Origin of the sequence: Veillonella parvula (assembly GCF_040097785.1) — a bacterium.
Classification (GTDB): domain Bacteria; phylum Bacillota; class Negativicutes; order Veillonellales; family Veillonellaceae; genus Veillonella; species Veillonella parvula_D.
In genome coordinates this window covers 672919-694502 of record NZ_JBBNNS010000001.1, presented here as the reverse complement: position 1 = coordinate 694502, position 21584 = coordinate 672919, and the positions used below count along the sequence as shown (strand labels likewise).

The 21584-nt window shown below is 39.7% G+C and carries 21 protein-coding genes and 1 pseudogene; all 22 read left to right on the top strand.

The window, feature by feature from the left end; translation table 11 throughout:
- Positions 1-44: 44 nt before the first annotated feature.
- Positions 45-611: a Maf family protein gene (locus AAA071_RS03275; RefSeq protein ID WP_004698546.1), complete on the top strand. Its 567-nt coding sequence runs from the start codon at positions 45-47 to the stop codon at positions 609-611.
- A gap of 137 nt (positions 612-748) precedes the next feature.
- Positions 749-1447 (top strand): RadC family protein, encoded by a 699-nt coding sequence (gene radC / locus AAA071_RS03270; RefSeq protein WP_004696456.1) that lies wholly within the window; start codon positions 749-751, stop codon positions 1445-1447.
- 279 nt (positions 1448-1726) lie between these two features.
- Positions 1727-2764, top strand: a complete 1038-nt coding sequence (locus tag AAA071_RS03265; protein WP_004698656.1) for a rod shape-determining protein — start codon at positions 1727-1729, stop codon at positions 2762-2764.
- Between the two features lies 1 nt (position 2765).
- On the top strand, positions 2766-3683 hold the full coding sequence (mreC, locus tag AAA071_RS03260) for a rod shape-determining protein MreC (protein ID WP_004698531.1): 918 nt from the start codon (positions 2766-2768) through the stop codon (positions 3681-3683).
- Complete coding sequence (mreD, locus tag AAA071_RS03255) at positions 3680-4174, top strand: rod shape-determining protein MreD (protein ID WP_004696449.1); 495 nt, start codon at positions 3680-3682, stop codon at positions 4172-4174. The genes mreC and mreD overlap by 4 nt, the downstream gene beginning before the upstream one ends.
- 19 nt (positions 4175-4193) lie before the next feature.
- Positions 4194-6116, top strand: coding sequence for a penicillin-binding protein 2 (gene mrdA, locus AAA071_RS03250; protein ID WP_060919197.1), 1923 nt, complete (start codon positions 4194-4196; stop codon positions 6114-6116).
- A 1-nt stretch (position 6117) separates the two neighbouring features.
- The gene (locus AAA071_RS03245; protein WP_227037098.1) at positions 6118-7041 is read left to right on the top strand and encodes a P-loop NTPase; all 924 of its coding nucleotides are present in this window, start codon (positions 6118-6120) and stop codon (positions 7039-7041) included.
- 8 nt (positions 7042-7049) lie between these two features.
- On the top strand, positions 7050-8153 hold the full coding sequence (gene rodA, locus AAA071_RS03240) for a rod shape-determining protein RodA (protein WP_004698715.1): 1104 nt from the start codon (positions 7050-7052) through the stop codon (positions 8151-8153).
- Between the two features lie 55 nt (positions 8154-8208).
- Positions 8209-10092, top strand: a complete 1884-nt coding sequence (locus AAA071_RS03235; protein WP_123137817.1) for a TIGR03960 family B12-binding radical SAM protein — start codon at positions 8209-8211, stop codon at positions 10090-10092.
- Complete coding sequence (locus AAA071_RS03230) at positions 10064-10759, top strand: TIGR03936 family radical SAM-associated protein (RefSeq protein ID WP_120055423.1); 696 nt, start codon at positions 10064-10066, stop codon at positions 10757-10759. Before AAA071_RS03235 ends, AAA071_RS03230 begins: the two co-directional genes overlap by 29 nt.
- A gap of 34 nt (positions 10760-10793) precedes the next feature.
- Positions 10794-12221: an Rne/Rng family ribonuclease gene (locus tag AAA071_RS03225; protein WP_105086661.1), complete on the top strand. Its 1428-nt coding sequence runs from the start codon at positions 10794-10796 to the stop codon at positions 12219-12221.
- A gap of 28 nt (positions 12222-12249) precedes the next feature.
- Positions 12250-12825 (top strand): annotated as a pseudogene (locus AAA071_RS03220) (manganese efflux pump MntP).
- Positions 12826-13025: 200 nt separating this feature from the next.
- Complete coding sequence (gene rplU / locus AAA071_RS03215) at positions 13026-13337, top strand: 50S ribosomal protein L21 (protein ID WP_105086659.1); 312 nt, start codon at positions 13026-13028, stop codon at positions 13335-13337.
- A 2-nt stretch (positions 13338-13339) separates the two neighbouring features.
- On the top strand, positions 13340-13654 hold the full coding sequence (locus AAA071_RS03210) for a ribosomal-processing cysteine protease Prp (RefSeq protein WP_004698521.1): 315 nt from the start codon (positions 13340-13342) through the stop codon (positions 13652-13654).
- Between the two features lie 12 nt (positions 13655-13666).
- Entirely contained in the window at positions 13667-13951 is a 285-nt protein-coding gene (rpmA, locus tag AAA071_RS03205) for a 50S ribosomal protein L27 (protein ID WP_004696430.1), read from the top strand.
- A gap of 144 nt (positions 13952-14095) precedes the next feature.
- Complete coding sequence (locus AAA071_RS03200; protein ID WP_119563216.1) at positions 14096-14752, top strand: ABC transporter ATP-binding protein; 657 nt, start codon at positions 14096-14098, stop codon at positions 14750-14752.
- Complete coding sequence (locus tag AAA071_RS03195) at positions 14749-15513, top strand: ABC transporter permease (protein ID WP_004698663.1); 765 nt, start codon at positions 14749-14751, stop codon at positions 15511-15513. The genes AAA071_RS03200 and AAA071_RS03195 overlap by 4 nt, the downstream gene beginning before the upstream one ends.
- Positions 15514-15805: 292 nt before the next feature.
- Positions 15806-16828: a FecCD family ABC transporter permease gene (locus AAA071_RS03190; protein ID WP_120055419.1), complete on the top strand. Its 1023-nt coding sequence runs from the start codon at positions 15806-15808 to the stop codon at positions 16826-16828.
- A gap of 1 nt (position 16829) precedes the next feature.
- The gene (locus AAA071_RS03185; protein ID WP_120055417.1) at positions 16830-17828 is read left to right on the top strand and encodes a FecCD family ABC transporter permease; all 999 of its coding nucleotides are present in this window, start codon (positions 16830-16832) and stop codon (positions 17826-17828) included.
- 14 nt (positions 17829-17842) lie between these two features.
- Complete coding sequence (locus AAA071_RS03180; RefSeq protein WP_120055415.1) at positions 17843-18652, top strand: ABC transporter ATP-binding protein; 810 nt, start codon at positions 17843-17845, stop codon at positions 18650-18652.
- Position 18653: 1 nt separating this feature from the next.
- On the top strand, positions 18654-19742 hold the full coding sequence (locus AAA071_RS03175) for an ABC transporter substrate-binding protein (RefSeq protein ID WP_024061977.1): 1089 nt from the start codon (positions 18654-18656) through the stop codon (positions 19740-19742).
- A gap of 310 nt (positions 19743-20052) precedes the next feature.
- The gene (gene hydG, locus AAA071_RS03170; protein ID WP_077708570.1) at positions 20053-21471 is read left to right on the top strand and encodes a [FeFe] hydrogenase H-cluster radical SAM maturase HydG; all 1419 of its coding nucleotides are present in this window, start codon (positions 20053-20055) and stop codon (positions 21469-21471) included.
- The last annotated feature ends 113 nt before the right edge of the window (positions 21472-21584 follow it).

The following is a 21584-nucleotide window of genomic DNA, read 5'->3' as shown; positions in this document are numbered from 1 at the left end:
ACCAAGAATTTTATGTACAAGTTTTTTAATACGAAGGAGCGTATATGGCTGGATTATATTTGGCGAGTCAATCACCACGTAGAACTGAATTATTAACACAGGTTGGGATTGATCATACTGTTGTATCCAGTACTTATGAGGAATCTAATGAGGGTTACGACAACCCTATTGAAATGGTGAAAGCCCAAGCATTAGGTAAGGCTCGTTGTGCTGTAGGTGTTCCAGACGGAAGTATTGTGTTAGGCGCAGATACTATTGTTGTCCTTGATAATAAAGTATTAGGAAAGCCACATGATGAATCCGATGCACGCCATATGTTGGAGCATTTATCGGGTAGAGCACATTCTGTAATCACTGGAGTCGCGTTACTCATCAAAGGGGAGGAGATAGTTTTTCACAATGAAACAAAAGTATATTTTAAACAATTAGCACCCTTTGAAATTGAGTCTTATATTGCTAGTGGGGAACCGATGGATAAGGCTGGAGCTTATGGCATCCAAGGAAAAGGTGCATTATGGGTAGATAAAATAGAGGGCTCTTATACTAATGTGGTAGGGTTACCAGTTGAACATGTATACGAGGAACTGTGCAAGGCGTTAGGGGCAAAATAGTACTAGCGTATTAGACAGATAGTGATATAATTGGCTGTGCTGTGCTGTGCTGTGCTGTGCTGAATAATTTTTAAGAGAGTAGATGTGTTTATTGTTTGATTTACAAATGGTGTTATCTATTTGAATGGAGAGATTCTATGGAAGTACCAACAGTAAGTGTAAAAGATATGCTACCATTCCAGCGCCCGCGAGAAAAATTTCTCGCCTTAGGCCCTTCACATATGGCGATGGAGGAGTTGTTGGCTATTTTATTGCGTACAGGGGTAAAGGGGCAATCTGCGATTTCTTTGGCAAGTGATATCGTACAATCCTTTGATGATGGCGTATATGGTCTTAACCGAATGACCGTAGATAATCTAACCAAAATCAAGGGTATTGGTAGAGATAAAGCAGTGACGCTATGTGCAGCACTTGAAATGGGTAGGCGTCTAGGGGAGCTTAAGATTAAAGAGACTTATGAAGATTTTTCGCAACCTTTTGTAATAGCTCAATATGTGATGGAACGACTGCGGCACGAAGATGTGGAACATGTGTGGGCTGCCATGCTAACATCTCGAAATAAGCTTATTCAGTTGGAGCATATCTCTAATGGTGGATTGGTATCAAGCCTTGTAGAGCAAAGAGCAGTATTTAAAAAAGCTATAGCATGCAATGCGGCGGCTATTATTCTAATCCATAACCACCCGTCAGGTGATAGTAGACCAAGTGATGAAGATATACGGCTAACGAAAATGTTTGTTAGTGCTGGTCAATTTATGGGGATTCCTGTACTTGATCATATTGTTATAGGGGATAATGAATTTACGAGCCTCAGCGAAATTGGTAAATTGAGCTGAGCCTAAATAAACTGAACAAAGCCAAGTAAGATTATTAAAAGCACTCATTTTGAACTATACCTAATTTTGACGCATGGGTAAGTTCCTATAAATGAGTGCTTTTCCTTATTGTGTATGAGATTATATGTATGAAGTTATGTAATTTTTATGTATGACTTATGAGTACAGGGATTATGCGTTATCTGTGCTTTTAACAAAAGGAAAGGTACTGATATCAATGGAAAAAGTCGCGTTATATATGGTAAAATGGAATGATGATGTAATGAAGGAGAAATTACTATGAGTTCCATTTTACCTACTCTAGGAAAAGATGTAAGTATAGATATTGGTTCCATACAAACGCGCCTCATGGGGGGGACGCGAGGGACTGTTATAAGCGAACCATCGATTATAGCAACTGATACAAAACAAGAAAAAGTAGTAGCCGTTGGTGATGAAGCGGCGCGCCTCGTATTGCGCATGCCCGATATGTGGCGTCCGTTAACGCCTTTAAAGGATGGATTTATCGTTGACTATCGTGTTATGCATACTATGCTTAGCTACTTTCTTAATAAGGTGTCTAATGCGTTGCGTCGAGCCCGCGTTGTCGTAGGGGTTCCTTGTGGCATGACCGATGTTGAGCAACGAGCTATGATGGATGCTGTTATTCAAGCTGGTGCTCGAGAGGTATTCCTCATTGAACGACCTGTGGCAGCTGCTATTGGTTGTGGTGTGCCTATCTTTGAAGCGCAAGGATCTATGGTTATTGACATCGGTGGTGGCACTATTGATATGGGGATTGTTTCTTTAGGTGGTATCGTAGATAGCAAAACAATTCGTTTTGGTGGTTCTGATATTAATAATGCCTTATTGCGCTATGTGCGTGAGTGTTTTGGCGTTATCGTATCTGATGAGACCATATTAGATATTAAGCATACATTAGGTACAGCTATCGCTCCTTTAGAGGATGCAGAGTATGCCTTTCAGGGGCGCGATATGATGAACGGCTTAGGTAGACGTTGTGTGATTCATCAATCTGAAGTGTACCAAGTTGTAAATGAATGTTTGATAGGACTCTTGGATGAGGTTAAGCAAATGATTCGTGCTACGGCACCAGAAATCGTGGCTGATATTATGCAACATGGCATATGGCTTACTGGCGGTACGGCAAGACTATCTGGATTAGCGGATCGGATTGGTACTGAAGTAGGTGTACCTGTTCACGTTCCTGAAGCACCTGAAACAAAAGTTGTGGTAGGCCTTAATGGGGCCTCATCTGATTTGGTGAGCTTATCGCGTTTTATTGTAAATTCTAAGAATAGAAAGGGCCGAGACTAGCATGATACAGTCAGATAAAAAGTTAATTATCATCGTTGTCATTGGTTGTATCCTAATGGCATTGCTCGGCTTTGCGTGGAAGCAACGGACTAGTATTCCCTTTGTTACGGTTACCCTTGAAGGAATTACAACGCCTTTCTCTTATGGGTCAGCTCGTTTATTAGAGGGCGTCCAAACTAGCTTTACAGTACTTAATAATGCTATTTTCTCTACTATCGAACGTGAAGAGGAAGCATCTCGTAAAGCTACATTGGAACAAAAGGTAGTTAACTACGATGAAGTAGTGGCAGAGAATATTCGCCTTCGTCAGCTTTTAAACTATAAGAGTAGCCATCCAGAATTCTCCATGACCCTAGCAGGTATCATTACAAAGGATTACGGTACTTGGACAAATACTTTCACCATTGATAAAGGGAGTGAAGAAGGTATGGCAGTTAATATGGCTGTTGTTGTACCTAGTGGTGTCGTTGGTTTTATTACAGATGTATATCCGCATTCTGCTCGCGTTCAAACCATTCTTGATCCGCGTAGCGCAATAGGTATCCTTGTACAACGACCTGAATCTCGTTTGTCTGGCGTTGTAAAAGGTAATGGCAATACACCTCGTACACCATCTATGGTAAATATTGCTCGCGATGGTGATGTATTGGTAGGTGATAAGTTGATTACCTCTGGATATGGAGGCATTTATCCGAAAGGTCTACCTGTTGGCAACGTGCAATCTATCGAAAATGATTCGGAAGGATTTGTTAAAAATGCGGTAGTCACACCGAGTGTAGATTTTCATCGTTTAGAAGAAGTTTTTGTGCTTACCTCGTCTTCTCTAAGTGCACCACAAAAACCAGAACTTGAACCTAAACTTGTGCCTCAAACACAACGAGATCAAGTAGAGGGTGCAAAGGGGGCCGTTAAACAATGATGCGTCTAGCTTTAGCTTTCTCTGGATTTTTAATATATTTTATACAAGCGCAATTATTGCCTACTATTTTCCATACAAATTGGTTACCAAACTTAATTTTGACGATAATTGTTATGATTACTTTATTTAAAGGTCGTCGTATGGGGCTGATATCCGCTGTTGTTGGGGGTATCGTACATGATGTATTGATATCTAACTTTTTTGGGCTCCATCTATTCCCTTACGTAATTGTGGTATATCTACTATCTGCCGTAAAGCATCGTATCTATGAAGAACGCTGGTATTGGTCTAGCGGTATAGTAGCTATTTGTACGCTACTAGATGGCGTTATTCGTAGCTTTATGATATTAGCTAGTGGTGGCGATTTGCACTTTGGACTATACTTGTGGCATATGGTATTACCCGTGATGTTCTGGAATGGCTTGTTAGGCGCTATTGTGCATGGTTTGTTATGGCGTAAAGATGATGAACAACAAGGTTATATTTGGTAAGGATTAAGGGGGTGAAAGAGTGCTTGAAGGCCTCTATAAACGAAGAAAAACGAATCGCTTTGATGTACTCTTTTACATTGTAGCCGGCATATTTATAGTCTTGGCATTACGCCTGATGTCGTTGCAAATCTTGTCTGGTGGTTATTACCAAGCTAAGGCAGAAGGCAACCGTTTGCGCATGGTATCCATGACAGCTGCTCGTGGTATTATGTACGATCGAAATGGTCAGATCTTAGTAGGTTCTAGACCGGCATACACTATCTCCATTTTGCCTACGGGGAAGGCTCTAGACGAAGGTGAAGTTGCTAAGTTGGCAACTTTGCTGAAAATTAAACCAGAAGATATTACAAAAAAGGTAAATGATCATAAATATGGTTATGAGCCAATTCGTATTGCTAATGATATTTCTATGGATGTAGTTACAAGCATCGAAGAGCATCGTCATGAATTACCAGGTGTTACCATAGATGTAGAACCACTTCGCTATTATCCATATGAAACGATGGCTTCTCAGCTCTTTGGTTATGTGGGTGAAGTGAGCGAAGAAGAATTAGAAGAGCTAAAACAGCAAGATCCAAATACCCTTATTAGTGGTGGTACTATTTTAGGCCGTTCTGGTCTTGAAAAACTATATGATTCCATCTTGCGTGGTACTGATGGTGGTAAACAGGTAGAGGTTGATGCTACAGGCCGACCGGTTGCGGAGGTAGATAGAAAGCATACAGTGCCTGGATCTAATATCCATTTGACAATAGATGCAAATCTACAAAAGGCTGCTGAAGAAGCTGTTAAGAACCAATTAGAACAGTTGCGTGCCCAAGGCATTCCAGCTCAAGGAGCTGCTGTAGTAGCAATGGATCCAAATACGGGTGCCATTTTGGCCATGGTCAGCGCCCCTGAGTTTAATCCTAACTGGTTTGCGAAAGGGATTACAACGGCACAGTGGAATCAATTGAATAACGATAAGAATCATCCATTTGATAATAAGGTTATTTCTGGTGAATATCCACCAGGTTCTCCGTTCAAGATTATTACAGGTACGGCGGCTTTAGATCTTAAAAAGGTTACCCCTGAAGAAATGATTTTTGATAGTGGTAAACATTGGCTTATCGATAAACGAAATGCAGAAGGTGAAGCATTAGGGTGGCTTAACTTTAATAAAGCTCTTGCAAAATCAGATAATGTTTACTTCTATGAAATGGGCAATCGCGTTGGCATAGAAGGACTTGTAAAATATGCTGGCTACTTTGGTATTGGCGAAAAGACAGGCATCAATCTTGTTGGTGAGGCCTCTGGTAATATGGCAAGTCCTGCTTATAAACGCAAAGTGTATGATGAAGATTGGTATTTAGGTGAAACCTTTGATGCGGCCATAGGTCAGTCTTTTACTTTGGTGACACCATTACAAATGGCTGTTATGCTCAGTGAAGTAGCAAATGGTGGCATTAAATACCGCCCATATGTGGTGAGCCGTATTGATAATAAGGATGGCACGCCAAAAGAAATCTTTGGCCCAGACAAGCTCGGTATCTTACCTGTACCAAAAAATATTATGGATCTCGTTCGCGAAGGCTTGCGTGACGTTACTAATGAAGGTGGTACAGCAGGGGAGTTGTTTAAAGGATTCCCTATTGATGTAGCTGGTAAAACAGGTACTTCAGAGAATGCACATGGCAGAGATCACGGCTGGTTTGTAGCCTATGCACCATATGATAAGCCACAAATTGTAGTGGTTGCACTTGTTGAGCAAGGTAGCTTTGGTGCGGGCTCTGCAGGGCCTATCGTAAGAGATATATTGGCTGCGTACTTCAATGTACCAGTGAATAAGAAATCTAATGATACAAATAGTAAGGGCAATAAGGAAACTGCTACGGGGACAAGTATTAATAAAGGGCAAAAACCTCAGAATGCGGTAACTAGTGGACAACCAAGAAAGGATTAGTATGGGCGAGATAATCGGCGTTGTATCCGGTAAGGGGGGCGTAGGTAAGACTACGATTACCGCTTGCTTGGGTTCAGCCTTAAGTAATGCAGGGCATCGCGTATTGCTCTGTGATGGAGATTTTGGATTGCGCGATTTAGACCTTGTGTTAGGAGTGGCAAATGAAATTATTTACGACGCATTAGATGCGAGCGAAGATAAAGACTATATGGATGATGCCATCGTATCAATTGCTGAAAACTTAGATTTCCTACCAGCTAGCCAAAGTGCTCGTTGGGAAGATATAGGTCGTAAAAAATATAAAAAATTAGTCCGTCGCCTCTCTGAGACATATGACTATATTTTAATTGATGCTCCTGCTGGTATCGGTAAGGGCATAGAGTCTATTTTAGAATTAGTAAATCGCTGCATCGTGGTGACGCATCCTTTATGGGTATCCTTGCGTAATGGGGCACGCATGATTCAAGTATGTCAAGAACATAATATTCGTGATTATGCTATTGCTTTTAATGCAGTACCTATCGATGGAGAGAATATCAATTTATATGATATGTTAGAAGTCCTTCGCGCTGAATATGTAGGGGCTATAATCCCTTATGATGAGGATATTTTGACCTATACACAAGATGGTCGTTTGTTAGAATTTGTTTCTAGTGAACTAAAAGCTATGTTAGCACCTCTTGTTGATTATGTAACTACCGGTGAGTGTTGGGAAGACTACGATGTACAAAAGCACTTCGATGCTTATGTAACTAAGAAAAAAACATCGAAGGAGCAAGATATTACACCAAGTCTTGCAACAGTAGGTGAGTCTATTTTTGAGGATTCTAACAATGTTCATTACATTAATCGTGGCGGTTGGACCACGCAACGCTTATTGGTGCAAGGGAAACAAAGCTTGTGGCGCCGTAGCAAGTTGAAATAGGTGATATGATGTGGCGTAAAATATGGACAGATAGCGATTGGACTATCATCATATGTACTATATTACTTGTCGGAATTGGTCTTACAGCTATTGGTAGTGCTACCCATGTGAATCATGAAGCTATCGGTTTTGGTAGTTTAGTGGTAAAACAACTCGTATTCTTTTTAGCAAATATAGCTGTCGTTATAGGCATGCAATTTCTAGATTACCATCGCCTTAAAGGGTGGGGGAATATGATTTATGTGATTACCATGCTTATGTTAATTGCAGTTATGGTAGTTGGTACCTCCGCACTAGGTGCACAGCGTTGGATTCAACTGGGACCAATTACTATCCAGCCTTCAGAGTTTTCTAAACTATTGATGATTATCTGTATGGCTAAAATGTTAGAACCGCGCATTGGCAAGTTAGATACTTTTAAATCCCTATTGATGCCAGTGTTATATGTAGGGATTCCTATCCTTCTCGTATTCTTACAACCTGACTTGGGGACATCCCTTGTATATATTGCTATATTTGTAGGGATGCTCTTTATATCTGGTATCAAAACTAAGCTTATAAAAATCATTGCGAGCGTGACTTTACTCTTGATGCCTTTGGGCTGGTTTGTACTGAAAGAATACCAAAAGCAACGTATTCTAGTATTTTTAAATCCAGATATTGATCCCTTCGGTTCTGGCTATCATATTATTCAATCTAAGATTGCCATCGGGTCGGGTATGATTTTTGGTAAAGGTATCTTTAATGGTACTCAAAGTCAGTTGAACTTTTTACCAGAAAATCATACGGACTTTATCTTTTCTGTAATCGGCGAAGAATTTGGCTTTGTAGGATGCATTGTAGTATTGCTATTATTGTTTATGCTTATTTATCGCAGCATTCAAGTAGCATATACCTGCAATGATAATTTCGGTATGTTATTAGCAACGGGTATTGGTACGATGTTTGCCTTTGAAGTGCTCGTAAACGTAGGCATGACGATTGGTATCATGCCTGTAACGGGGATTCCGTTGCCATTCCTTAGCTATGGTGTTAGTGCGCTAACAACTAATATGCTGAGCATTGGCATTTTATTAAATATTGCTAGACAGCGGACAAAATATATATTTTAATATCCTTTCATAGGATTGATTGTGAAAGAAGTCTTTCATTAAAGACGGAGGATGTATGATTCAATTAGATACGTCATGGTTACAACATGTCCAAAAGCCCGCTCGTTACACGGGCGGCGAATACAATAGTATCGTGAAAGATCACAGTACTGTTGATGTAACTATGGCTTTAGGTTTTCCCGATGTGTACGAAGTGGCCATGAGTCATTTGGGCATCAAGATTTTGTATGGTCTCGTAAACCGTCGTGAAGATGCGGTAGCCGAGCGCGTATTTGCACCGTGGCACGATATGGAAGAGGAAATGCGCAAGCGTAATATTCCATTATTTTCCTTAGAAACACGTACGCCTATTAAAGACTTTGATGTGTTAGCATTTACGCTTCAATATGAAATGAGCTTTACTAACATTTTAAATATGCTCGATTTAGCAGGCATTCCTATGTATGCTAAGGAGCGTGATTTAGATTTTCCACTGCTTGTATGCGGTGGCCCTTGTGCGTATAACGTTGAGCCTATTGCAGATTTCTTTGATATCGTATCCCTCGGTGAATCCGAAGAGTGGGGCGATGAATTCATCGACTTATTTAAAGCAGAAAAAGCCAAAGGCTTCCCAGGTGGCAAAGAAGGCTTTTTGCGTAAAGTAGCCCAAATTCCTGGCACATATTGCCCGGCTTTATACGATGTAGAATACACCGAACAAGGCGATTTTAAATCGATTACGCCGCGTTTCGAAGACGTACCTGCAGCTGTTGAGAAACGTATTATAGAGGATGTAGAGAATGTATTCTATCCAACAAAGCCTGTTGTACCGTTCCTTGATATAGTGCATGACCGCGCTGTATTGGAGTTATTCCGTGGCTGTACGCGTGGCTGTCGTTTCTGTCAGGCTGGTATGCTCTATCGTCCGGTTCGTGAAAAGACGCCAGAACGTTTGTTACAAATTGCTAAAGATACAATTGCCAATACTGGTTACAACGAGATTTCCTTGATGAGTTTGAGCTCTGCGGACTACTCTAAATTGCCTGAACTCGTAGATATGCTCATGGAAGAGTTTAAAGATAAACAAGTTAGCGTTAGCTTACCGTCATTGCGTATTGATAGCTTCTCTATCGATATTGCGAAAAAGGTACAGCAAGTGCGCAAGAGTGGTCTTACCTTTGCGCCTGAAGCAGGTACGCAACGGATGCGTGACGTTATCAATAAGGGCGTTAGTGAAGAAGATTTGTTGGCCGCATGTACTAATGCCTTCAAATCAGGATGGAACACGGTTAAATTGTATTTTATGATGGGGCTTCCTACAGAAACAGACGAAGATTTGGCTGGTATTGCAGATCTTGCGTACAAGGTGCTTGACTTGCACCGTGATATTACAGGCAAACGTAATGGTTCTGTAACGGTGAGCGTATCCTTCTTCGTACCAAAAACACATTCTCCATATCAATGGTATGGTCAAGAAGATGTGGAGGAGATTCATCGTAAACAACGTTACTTGAAGTCTCTCATCAATAATCGTAACATTTCTTATCACTATCATGATGGTTATACTGGCTACATGGAAGCCGCTTTTGCTCGTGGAGATCGTAGACTATCTAAAGTTCTCGTAGAGGCTTGGAAGGCTGGTTGTAAATTTGATGGTTGGACTGAGTTCTTTAACTATGAAGCTTGGTTGAAAGCATTCGCTGACTGCGGATTGGATCCTGCGTATTTTGCACGTCGTACACGAGATTTCGATGAGCCATTGCCTTGGGATCATTTAGATTGCACTGTAAGTAAAGCTTTCTTAAAACGCGAGTGGGAACAAGCGGTGGCAGCTAACCTTACAGGCGATTGTCGTCGAGCTCCATGCAAGGGCTGTAATGTATGTCCAGAGCTCAATACAGCTATTATTGACTATAAGGAGGGTGGCAGAGTTGAAAAAGTTACGTTTGGCCTTAAATAAGGGCGAAGAATTACGATTCCTGTCACACCTTGATTATGCTCAAGCTGTAGAGCGGATGATACGTCGAGCAGAAATTAAAATGGCATATTCTGAAGGCTTTAACCCTCATATGAAAATTAGCTTTTCCTCTGCTCTTGCTTTAGGCGTAACGGCAGCGGCTGAATATATCGATATGGATGTGCTTGAAGAGGATAGTTTAGAGTCCATTATGGACCGTTTAAATCGCGTAGCACCTCCAGGACTTGAAGTACTAGACGGTAAAGAAATGCCTGAAAAGGTGAAAAAGATGATGGCCATCTGTAATTTTGCTATCTATGAGGTAACAGGTCCTGTGACAGATGAAAATGCTGATTGGGATGCGTTACTCAAACCTTTTAATGAAGCAACGGAAATTTCTTATGAAAAGGTAACACCTAAGAAAACTCGTACCATTGATGTAAAAGAGTTTGTAAAAGAACCCATCGTAGCCTCCGTTAAGGACGGTATGGTGACCCTTACAATGGGTATCGGCATTTATCCGCAAGGTACTATTAAACCTAGCGAAGTGTGGAATCTAGGTAAGGACCAATATAATTGGCCTATTACAACTAGCTACGAAGTTCACCGTAAAGCAATTATGGTAGAAAATGAAGAAGGCCGTTATACGCCTTTAGAGATTAATTACTAATTATAATTTAGATGACAAAGAAGGGAGGGATAGGATGCATAAAATTTTGGTCAATGTTATGCGCGAAGAAATTCGGATGGCTGTTATAGACGAAGAAGGTCAGCTAGTGGACTTTGTCTTGGAGCGTACCGATGAGTCTCATATGGCAAATCATATGTACAAAGGCACAGTAAAGAATGTATTGAATGGTATGCAAGCGGCCTTTGTTGATATTGGGGGCTCTCAAAATGCGTACTTGAACTTACAACAAGGGAAGGAACAGAAAATTTTGCCACGCTTATCTGTGGGGCAACAAATTCTCGTTCAAGTAGTGAAAGAAGAAATGCTTGGTAAAGGTGCTCGCGTAACTGCTGATGTCAGTTTGGCGGGCCGCTTTATGGTGCTTTTACCGTATTCTGAAGGCATGCATATTTCTAAAAAGATTACTGACGAAGCCTTGCGTGCAAAGTTGCAAGAATTAGCAGCACCTTATGTACAAGAAGGTTGCGGTTTTATTATTCGCACTGCGGCAGCTAAGGCTAGTGCTGATGAAATAGGCCGTGACATGGATTACTTGTGGCGTACATGGCAACATGTGTTGAAGCGCTTTAAGGTGGCTAAGAGCGGTACAGATTTATATAGTGACGCAGATTTCTGGTTCCGTCTTGTGCGGGACTATGCTCATCGCAATGTAGAAGAAATCATCGTCGATTCCGATATGGGTGAAGATCGATTGATGGATCTCTTAGGTCATGGCCCTACATCGCAACAAATTAAAGTAACACGTCATCGCGATAGCACACCTATCTTTAAAGCAAACCATATTGAACCGCAATTAGAAGATCTTATCTCTCGCGATATTAATCTTCCTTCTGGAGGGTCAATCCGTATTGATCATACGGAGGCTCTCACCGTATTTGATGTAAATTCTGCTCATTATACTGGTAAATCTAATAAACTAGAAGATTTAGCTTTTACAGTCAATAAAGAGGCGGCAAAAGAGATCTGTCGTCAATTGCGCTTGCGTGATATCGGTGGTATTATCGTCATCGATTTTATTGATATGAAAGATAAAGAACATCAACAAGAGTTATTAAAATTGTTGGGGGCACAAGCTAAGTTAGATAAAATGAAAACCGTTGTATGCGGCATTAGTTCGCTTGGCCTCGTAGAGATGACGCGAAAACGAGCTCGCCAAGGCTTGCAAACCTTGATGTTTGATACATGCCCTCAATGCGGTGGTACGGGCTATATGTTGTCGGGTCGTACTGTATATATGCAGATTGTGCGTCGCATCCGCGAGTTATTTAAATCAGGACGTATTAAAACGAATCTAGAAATCGAAGTTCATCCGGAGGTGGCTCAGTATTTAACAAAAGCTATTGTCGAGGATTTAGGTGGGTCTATAGGTCGCAAGATTTCTATTGTAGTAAATCCACAAATTAGTCGAGAAGGATATTCCTTGATGGCTATAGCCGAATAAGTAAGTAGTTTGTTTATAGGTGAGTATAGTGTCTATATTTGAAATTGTATTAATTAGTATTGGTCTTGCCATGGATGCTTTTGGCGTATCTATTGGTAAGGGGCTGACAATGCCTGTAGGTGAGAATAGTCGGAAGGTCACTTTGGCCTTTCTCTTTGGCTTGTTTCAGTTCCTAATGCCCCTCATCGGTTGGCTCATAGGACGTCAATTTATCGATGTCATATCTGATTGGGATCACTGGATTATCTTTGGTCTTCTTGGCTATTTAGGTATCGCTATGATTCGAGAAGGGCTTAGCGATGATGATGAAGAGGACGATGATAAGTAATTTTTAGGTGTCTGGGAGATGGTGATGCTCTCCGTAGCAACCAGTCTCGATGCGATGGCTGTAGGGTTGACCTTTGCGTTCTTACCTATTAATGTATGGGAAGCTTCTACCATGATTGGTATTATTACCTTTGGCATTTCTTTAATTGGTGTGTACTTAGGTAAATTTATGGGCCAATTTGTTGGAAAATATGCAGATATAGTTGGTGGAGGTGTATTAATTCTCATCGGTACAAAGATACTCTTACAGCACCTTGGAATTATCGGAGAATTTTAAAGCTCTGTATATATAAGTGTTAAAAACTAGGCGAATTCTGTAGTTTTTGGTTTGACATGATAGTGTAAATAGTATATACTATATCAGTATTAGTTCGGTTTTCTGAACTTTGCAATCCGCGTGAAGCAGGTTTAAACGCCCGACCGAAGTTCGGGTCGGGATACCGAATTCAGCGAGTTCGATAACAAGGAGGTGTTCTCATGTACGCAATTATTAAAACTGGTGGTAAACAATATCGCGTTGCTGAAGGCGATGTAATTACTATCGAAAAATTGGAAGCAGCTGCTAACGATTCCGTTACATTCGAAGAAGTTTTGACTGTAGTGAATGACGGCGACGTTAAAGTTGGCGCTCCTCTTGTAAACGGTGCAAAAGTTACAGGTACAGTTCTTGAGCATGGTAAAGGTAAAAAGATTTTAGTATTCAAATACAAAGCTAAATCCAACTACCGTCGTCGTCAAGGCCATCGTCAACCGTTCACAAAAGTTCGTATTGAATCTATCCAAGCTTAATTATGGTTTCCATTGGAATCCAGCGGAATAGTGATGGTCAAGTTATTGGTTGTCATATGTCCGGTCATGCAGGATATGATGAACATGGCTTCGATATCGTATGTGCTGCAGTGTCTGCCTTATCGGCAACGGCGATGTTAGGCCTCACCCAAATTGCTCAACAAGAAGGTGAGTATACGAATAGCGAAGGTCAATGTGATATAGTTCTCTCTGGTACGATTAATCAGAGTGGACAGGATATTCTGGGGACTATGCTTCTCGGTTTAGAGGAAATTAGCCGTCAATATCCAGAGTTTGTCCAAATTCACGAAATATAGGAGGTGAACTTAATGTTTACTTTTGATTTGCAATTGTTCGCACATAAAAAAGGTGTGTCCAGTACTCGTAATGGTCGTGATAGTGAATCTAAACGTCTTGGTGTTAAATGCCATGATGGTTCCATCGTAAAGAGCGGTAACATCATCGTTCGTCAACGTGGTACTCACTTCCACCCTGGTACTAATGTAGGTATCGGTAAAGATGACACTTTATTCGCACTTGTGCCTGGTAAAGTAGCATTTGAACGTGCTGGTCGTTATAACCGTAAAGTTAGCGTATACCCTGTAGAAGCTTAATTTTACAAGACTATTAATCCCTAGTGGTTTCCACTAGGGATTTTTTATTGTTTATTATGGTGTAAGTTGTATTGGTATAATATAATATAATTTAAAGTGATTATTAAATATATCATAGAGTCTTGAAATATGATCGGAGGCATTATGGCACTATTAGAGTTATCTAATATATCCTATGTTGTAAACGAAAAGTCTATTATCCGTGATGTGTCTCTATCTGTACATGAAGGAGAGTATCTCACTGTTGTAGGCCCTTCTGGTAGTGGTAAAAGTACACTTTTAAAATTATGCAGTGATTTGATTAGTCCTACCTCAGGGATTATTACTTATAATGGACGTGATTTAACCACTATAGATCCAGAAAGTTATCGAAAAGAGGTAGGTTATTGCTTTCAAAGACCTTACTTGTTTGCAAAAACGGTGCGTCGTAATATTTTGTTCCCTTATGATATTCGAGGTATGGAACCTGATATGATTCGTATCAAATATCTTTTCGATTTACTTCATATGCCTATTGAATATCTTGAGCGCCATAATGATGAACTATCTGGTGGAGAAATGCAACGGATTTGTCTCATTCGAAGCCTTATCTTTGAACCTAAAGTATTGCTTTTAGATGAGGTTACCTCTGCATTAGATGCTGTTAACACGGCTATCGTGGAACAGGTAATCGATGAACTTCATAATAATGGGATGACCATCATAGCAATAACACATAGTGAGGAACAAAGCTTACGTAAGGCTAATCGCCGCATTACAATTGTAGATGGATCATTAGCTAAAGAGGAGGTATTACGGTGAGTCAATTTCATGCTATTTCAGCCATGTCATTATGTCTTGCATCTATATTAGTTATTATAAGTATGTTTATGTCCTATCGGCAGGAGTTGAAGTTAGAGAAAGATATTTTTATAAGTGCTTTACGAGCTACCATACAGTTATTTGCCATAGGCTTTATTTTAGCTTATATTTTTAGTACTGAAAGTCCTATATTCATAATCGGATTATTAGGTTTTATGGCTATTAATGCAGCCTATAATTCTTCTAAACGCGGTAAGGGAATACCATATGCATTGTGGATTTCTTGGTTTGCCATAACCGTAGGTGCAAGCATTACATTATCGATTTTGCTTCTAACAGGTGTGCTTAACTTTACTGCTTATCAGGTGATTCCTGTTGGAGGGATGGTTATTAGTGGAGCTATGGTGGCAATTGGCCTTTGTTATCGACAAATGCTATCAAATTTTGAGTTACGCCAACAAGAGGTGGAAATTAAACTAGCGTTAGGAAGTACGCCTAAGCAAGCGTCAAAAGCCATCGTGCGAGATGTTATAAAGACTGGATTGCAACCTACTGTAGATAGCGCTAAGACTTTAGGAATCGTGGCTTTACCAGGAATGATGACAGGTCTAATCTTAGCGGGAATGCCTCCACTTGAAGCTGTAAAATATCAAATGATCGTGACATTTATGAGTTTATCTACTATATCGATTGCTTGCTTTATTACTTGTCAATTAGCGTATAGAGCATTTTTTAATAATAGGAATCAATTAAATAGGTAAATTTAGTACTTTAAATATATTTTATTGTACATCAAATCAGAATATTTACTCATAACTTAGAGTAGTAGCCTTAAGGTTACTGCTCTTTTTTATAGAAATAATATTTATATATGATTATAGGAATAAAAATTGTTGGATATAATTCTGTATAGTTATAAAGATTTACTTATTTTGTTTTTAACATTGCATTATTGCTATAAATGATACTGAGATTTATTATTGAAATAGATAGAGCATTGTTGATATAATGTATCAGTAAATTCTATAGTATTTCGTATTGTAAGGAGTTCTTATGAGCAATTATGACGTAGAAACAAGGGGAGGGCGCGCAGCTAAAACTACGCTACTAGGTATACTGGCTTTAGCTATTTTAATTGCCACATCTCTTGGTTCACTCTTCATTGGGATACGCTATATCAGCCTAGATGATATTATTTTATCCTTTACTAACTATGATCCTAATAGTATAGGTCAGATGATCGTTCAAACATTGCGCTTGCCACGTATGATAGCAGGTATCGTTGTAGGTATCAGCTTTGCCGTATCAGGTGCACTGATGCAAGGTGTTACCAACAATCCTATGGCAAGTCCTTCTATTTTGGGGATTAACGCAGGTGCCAGTTTTGGTTTAGCTGTTGGGATGATTTTATTTCCTTATTTAACCTTAAATGGAAGTATTTTGTTTTCCTTCGGTGGGGCCGCATTGGCAACACTGTTCATTTTAGCTCTTGCTAAACGCGTAGGTGGTAAAGCTACTCCTGTATATCTTGCACTTGCAGGTACGGCTATTAGTGCAGTATTTGTGGCTGTTACACATATGCTTGTTGTGTACTTCCAAGTGGCACAAGAGTTAAGCTTTTGGACTGCAGGCGGTATTAGTGGTATTCGTATGGAACAAGTATTACTCGTATTACCTTGGACACTCATTGGTATTCTTATTGCCATGTACGTATCTAAATCTGTTACGCTCTTAAGCTTTGGCGAAGAGGTAGCTATTGGTCTTGGCAGTAATTTAAATCGTGTACGTGTATTATCTGGTTTGACTGTACTTATTCTTAGCGGTTCTGCTGTTGCTCTAGCCGGTCCGATCGGCTTTGTAGGTCTCGTTATTCCACATATAACACGTAAACTGGTAGGCATCGATTATCGTCTTGTAATTCCATTCTCTGCACTCTTTGGTGCAGTACTTGTTATGATTGCTGACGTTGTAGCTCGTATCGTAAATCCTCCATTCGAAACACCATTAGGTGCCATTACTGCTCTTGTAGGTGTTCCATTCTTTATTTATTTAGCAAATCGTAAGGGAGGAAAATAAGATGAAAAAACGCTTTTTTGCCTACTCTTTCGTTATGACGCTCATGTTGTTAGGTGCCATGTATGGACATCTTCATACAGGCTTTAGTGATATGTCTACATCTGATCTTATTCGCATTCTCTTTGGCGGTGGTAATGATGTAGAAAAACTCACAGTTTTTGATTTCCGTTTAGTTCGCACCATCTTGGCTGTATTTATTGGTATGGGCCTTGCTATGTCTGGTGCAATTTTTCAAACTATATCTCGGAATGAATTGGCTAGTCCAAGCTTGTTAGGCGTAAATGCTGGTGCTGGTTTAGGTGTAGTTCTTTTAGTATATTTTGCAGGTTCTACAACGGCGTGGGGGATTTGGACATTACCTACTGTTGCCGTAGCTGGGGCTGTTGTGGCAGCGATTTTAATTTATCTTCTATCTTGTCGCGGTAGAGATATTATTTCTCCATATCGTTTAATCTTAACAGGTATCTCTATGAGTGCAGGACTCCATGCATTGCAAGTCTTACTCGTAACGCGTTTGGACCCTAATAAATTTTATTTAGTTAATACTTGGACCATCGGCACTATTTCGGGTAATACATGGGAGCATGTATGGGTGCTTGCGCCAGTTGTCATTGTATTATCACTCATTCTCTATGCCCGTTATATGGAGCTAAATTTATTGAGCCTAGCTGATGAAACAGCGATTGGGCTTGGTGTACATATAAATCGCTCTAGATTTGTATACCTTATTATTGCAGTTCTTTTATCTGGGTTCTGTGTAGCTATCGGTGGCAGCATTGGTTTTGTAGGGCTTATTTCCCCGCATATTGCACGCCGCTTAGTCGGTGCCGATCATGCCTATTTCTTGCCATTAACAGGTCTAATTGGAGCTATTTTAGTGGTCACTGCTGACTGGATTGGCCGATCCATTATTGCGCCTGATGAAATCCTCTTAGGGATTATTGTAGCTTTAATCGGGGCACCATACTTCTTGTATATTCTAGCAAAAACAAAAGCGTAAAAGGGGAAATATAAATGAAATTAGAAGTTAAAAACCTAACTACTGGTTACGGTGATACAAAAATTATAGAGAACTTAAATCTTACGATTCCAGAAGGCAAGGTAACAGCATTAATTGGTGCTAATGGTTGTGGTAAATCTACTTTACTAAAAACTATTTGTCGTATTATTCGACCAATGGATGGCGATGTCTTACTAGATGGTAAATCTATCGGTTCTTATGGTAGTAGAGAACTAGCAAAAAAGGTTGCTATTTTGCCTCAAAATCCAACGGCACCTGGTGAAATTACAGTTCGTGAACTTGTTATGTACGGTCGTGCACCGCATCAAGGCAGCTTATTTGCCCGTACTACAAAAGAGGATAAAGAAATTGTAGAGTGGGCTTTGAAGGAGACTGAATTACTTCAGTTTGCAGATCGTGGCATTACAAATATGTCTGGGGGGCAACGGCAACGCGCATGGATTGCCATGGCTATCGCTCAAAATACAGACATTCTATTCCTTGACGAGCCTACTAGCTTCCTTGATGTATCTCACCAAATGGATGTATTACATTTAGTAGAGCATTTGAATAAAGCTTATAACAAAACGATTGTTATGGTTATTCACGAACTTAATGAAGCCGCTCGTTTTGCTGATAATTTAGTTGCCATGAAGGATGGAAAAATTCAATACGAAGGTACGCCTCATACTATCTTCCATAATGAAATGTTGAAGGATGTATTTGGTGTAGATTCTACAATCATGAATGACCCTAAGACAGATCGTCCGTTCTGTATTCCTTATTCTATGAAAAATTATGGCCATACGGCACGTGAGGTGTAGTATGAAGCGTTTGTTAATTTCTGGTCTTTTGGGGGCTTGTATGCTCATGGGAATTGCAGGATGTGGTCCACAGGAAAATGGTATGACTCATGAAGCTATCTATGCTAATCTTGATGATAAGGTAAAAACAGCCCTTGAACGGTCAAATGATCCGAAAGACATTGATAAAGAGTTTAAGAAGCGATTAACGGCTATCCAAAAGGCAGCAGATAAAATTGTTACTGTTGAAGGAGATAAGATTATTGTCACTCATAAGCTCGGGACAACAGTTATGCCCAAAGAACATAAACGTATCGTGGTTGTTCGGACAGAAGATCCTATGATTGCATTAGATGAATCTTTTATAGGGGCAAATTTTAATGAAAAAAGCTATCTTTATAATGAATTAAGTAATCGTAATGTTCAAAATTTTAGTATTAATGATGAAACAAAGACTATCAACTATGAGCAGATTCAGGCTTTAAAACCGGATTTGATTATTATGCGTGACTCTTATGGCAAAGCGGCATATAATGCACTTTCTAAAATTGCTCCAACCATTTCTGTCAACGTAAATAAGGAAGAAGTTGCACTACTAACTATTGCTAAAGCACTTGGGGTCCCTGAAAAAGGGGAAGCTCGTTTGAAAGAATATTATTCACAGGCTAAGAAAACACGGATAGCTTTAGCTGAACATATGCAAGGGGAAACCGTAGCTTTTCTAAGAATTTTAAATAAAGAAATACGATTGTATCCGTATATGAAAAGCGATTTGAATGTCTTTATGGCTGAATTACTTAATATTAAACCGCCTGATATGGTATTAGAAACAGAACTTAACCCTACGAACAATGCGATTTCTTTAGAGCGATTACCCGATCTTGATGCAGGCTATTTAATCGTTTCTGCTGGTTACGGTGCTTCTAGTGCTAATAATCAAGGTGTAGCAGACCAACGATTGGCAAATCTTAAAAAAGATGAGTTGTGGAAAAATTTGCCTGCTGTAAAAGCCGATCATGTATTGCAAGTGGATAGTACTTTGTGGATGGCCCATGGTATTATTGCGAAAGAACGTGCTATGAAAGAGCTGTATGATACATGGGGAGAATAGGACTAAATACATTTGTAATATATAGTTAGTACTATTATGTAAGGGTTTATCTCGTGTAAAAATACATACATACATTTTAGTCATGTTCGATATAGATAATCGATATAGATTAGAAACTCCCATGATATAAAGGTTGCTTCCTCTTATGAGGTGGCAACCTTTTTGCATGTATCAAATTCCTGTGCTTTTTAGTAGGAATAGTGGTATACTATGTACAGTATCAGTGAAATACCAGAAGACTGGTTGTCATATACTTTCATAAACCTAAAGAGGGGTGGCATTGCCACTAGAAAGATTTGAGGTAAGTACTATGTATGATGTAAAATCTCCAAAGGCGGAGGAATTTATTTCCCATCAGGAAATCCTTGACACACTTGCCTATGCAGAGGAAAACAAGGAAAATAGGGAGTTGTTAGATGCTATTTTAGCGAAAGCTGCTACATTTAAGGGATTAAACCACCGAGAAGCAGCAGTTCTCTTAGAATGTCCGTTACCTGAATATAAGGAAAAGCTTTTTGCTTTAGCAAAGGAAATCAAGAAGGCTATCTACGGCGATCGTATTGTTCTATTTGCACCGTTATACTTGTCTAACTATTGTATCAATGGATGTGTGTATTGTCCGTACCACTCCAAAAACCGCGATATTAAACGTAAAAAATTAACGCAAGACCAAATCAGAGAAGAGGTTATTGCGTTAGAAGCGATGGGTCATAAGCGTATTGTAATTGAGTCTGGTGAAGATCCTCTTAATAATCCACTGGAATATATTTTGGAATCCATCAAGACGATTTACAGTATCAAAAATAAAAATGGTGAAATCCGCCGTGTAAACGTAAATATTGCAGCTTGTTCCGTTGAGGACTACAAAAAATTACATGAAGCTGGTATTGGCACGTATACATTATTCCAAGAAACATATAATAAAGAAAACTATGAAGCTTTACATCCTACAGGCCCTAAGAGCGACTACGCCTACCATACAGAGGCGATGGACCGCGCTATGCAAGGTGGTATTGATGATGTAGGCATCGGAGTTCTTTATGGTTTGGAACATTATAAATACGATTTCGTTGGTTTGTTGATGCACGCAGAACATTTAGAGGCTGTGTATGGGGTAGGTCCACATACTATTTCTGTACCTCGTATTTGTCCAGCGGATGATATCGATGTAGATGATTTCAGTAATGCTGTACCTGATGATGTATTTGAAAAAATTGTTGCTCTTATCCGCGTCTCCACACCGTATACAGGTATGATTATGTCCACTCGTGAAAGTCAATCCATGCGTGAACGTGGCTTGGCATTAGGTATCTCCCAAATTAGTGGTGGATCTCGTACTAGTGTAGGTGGTTACAAAGAAGAAGAAAAGCCAGAAGATAATACGGCACAATTCGATCGTAGTGATACGCGTACATTAGATGAAATCGTTAACTGGTTGCTAGACCTTGGGTATGTTCCAAGCTTCTGTACTGCTTGTTATCGTGCAGGTAGAACTGGGGATCGATTCATGGCTCTTGCAAAATCCGGTCAAATTCACAACTGTTGTCAACCAAATGCGTTGATGACATTGAACGAATATATCATGGATTACGGCAATGATGAAACTAAGGCTCATGGTTCTAAGGTTATTGAACAACAGTTAGAAAATATCAAAAATGATTTAGTTAAAGATAAAGCTAAAGCTTATATTGCACAGATGAAAGACGGCGAACGGGACTTCCGGTTCTAAGGAATTCACTGATATGGAGCCTCCTATTGATAATAGGAGGCTCTTTCTTGTTGAGAAAATAGCAAGCTTTAAATGAGAATAAAATATATAAAATAGTTTATTTTATTTGCATT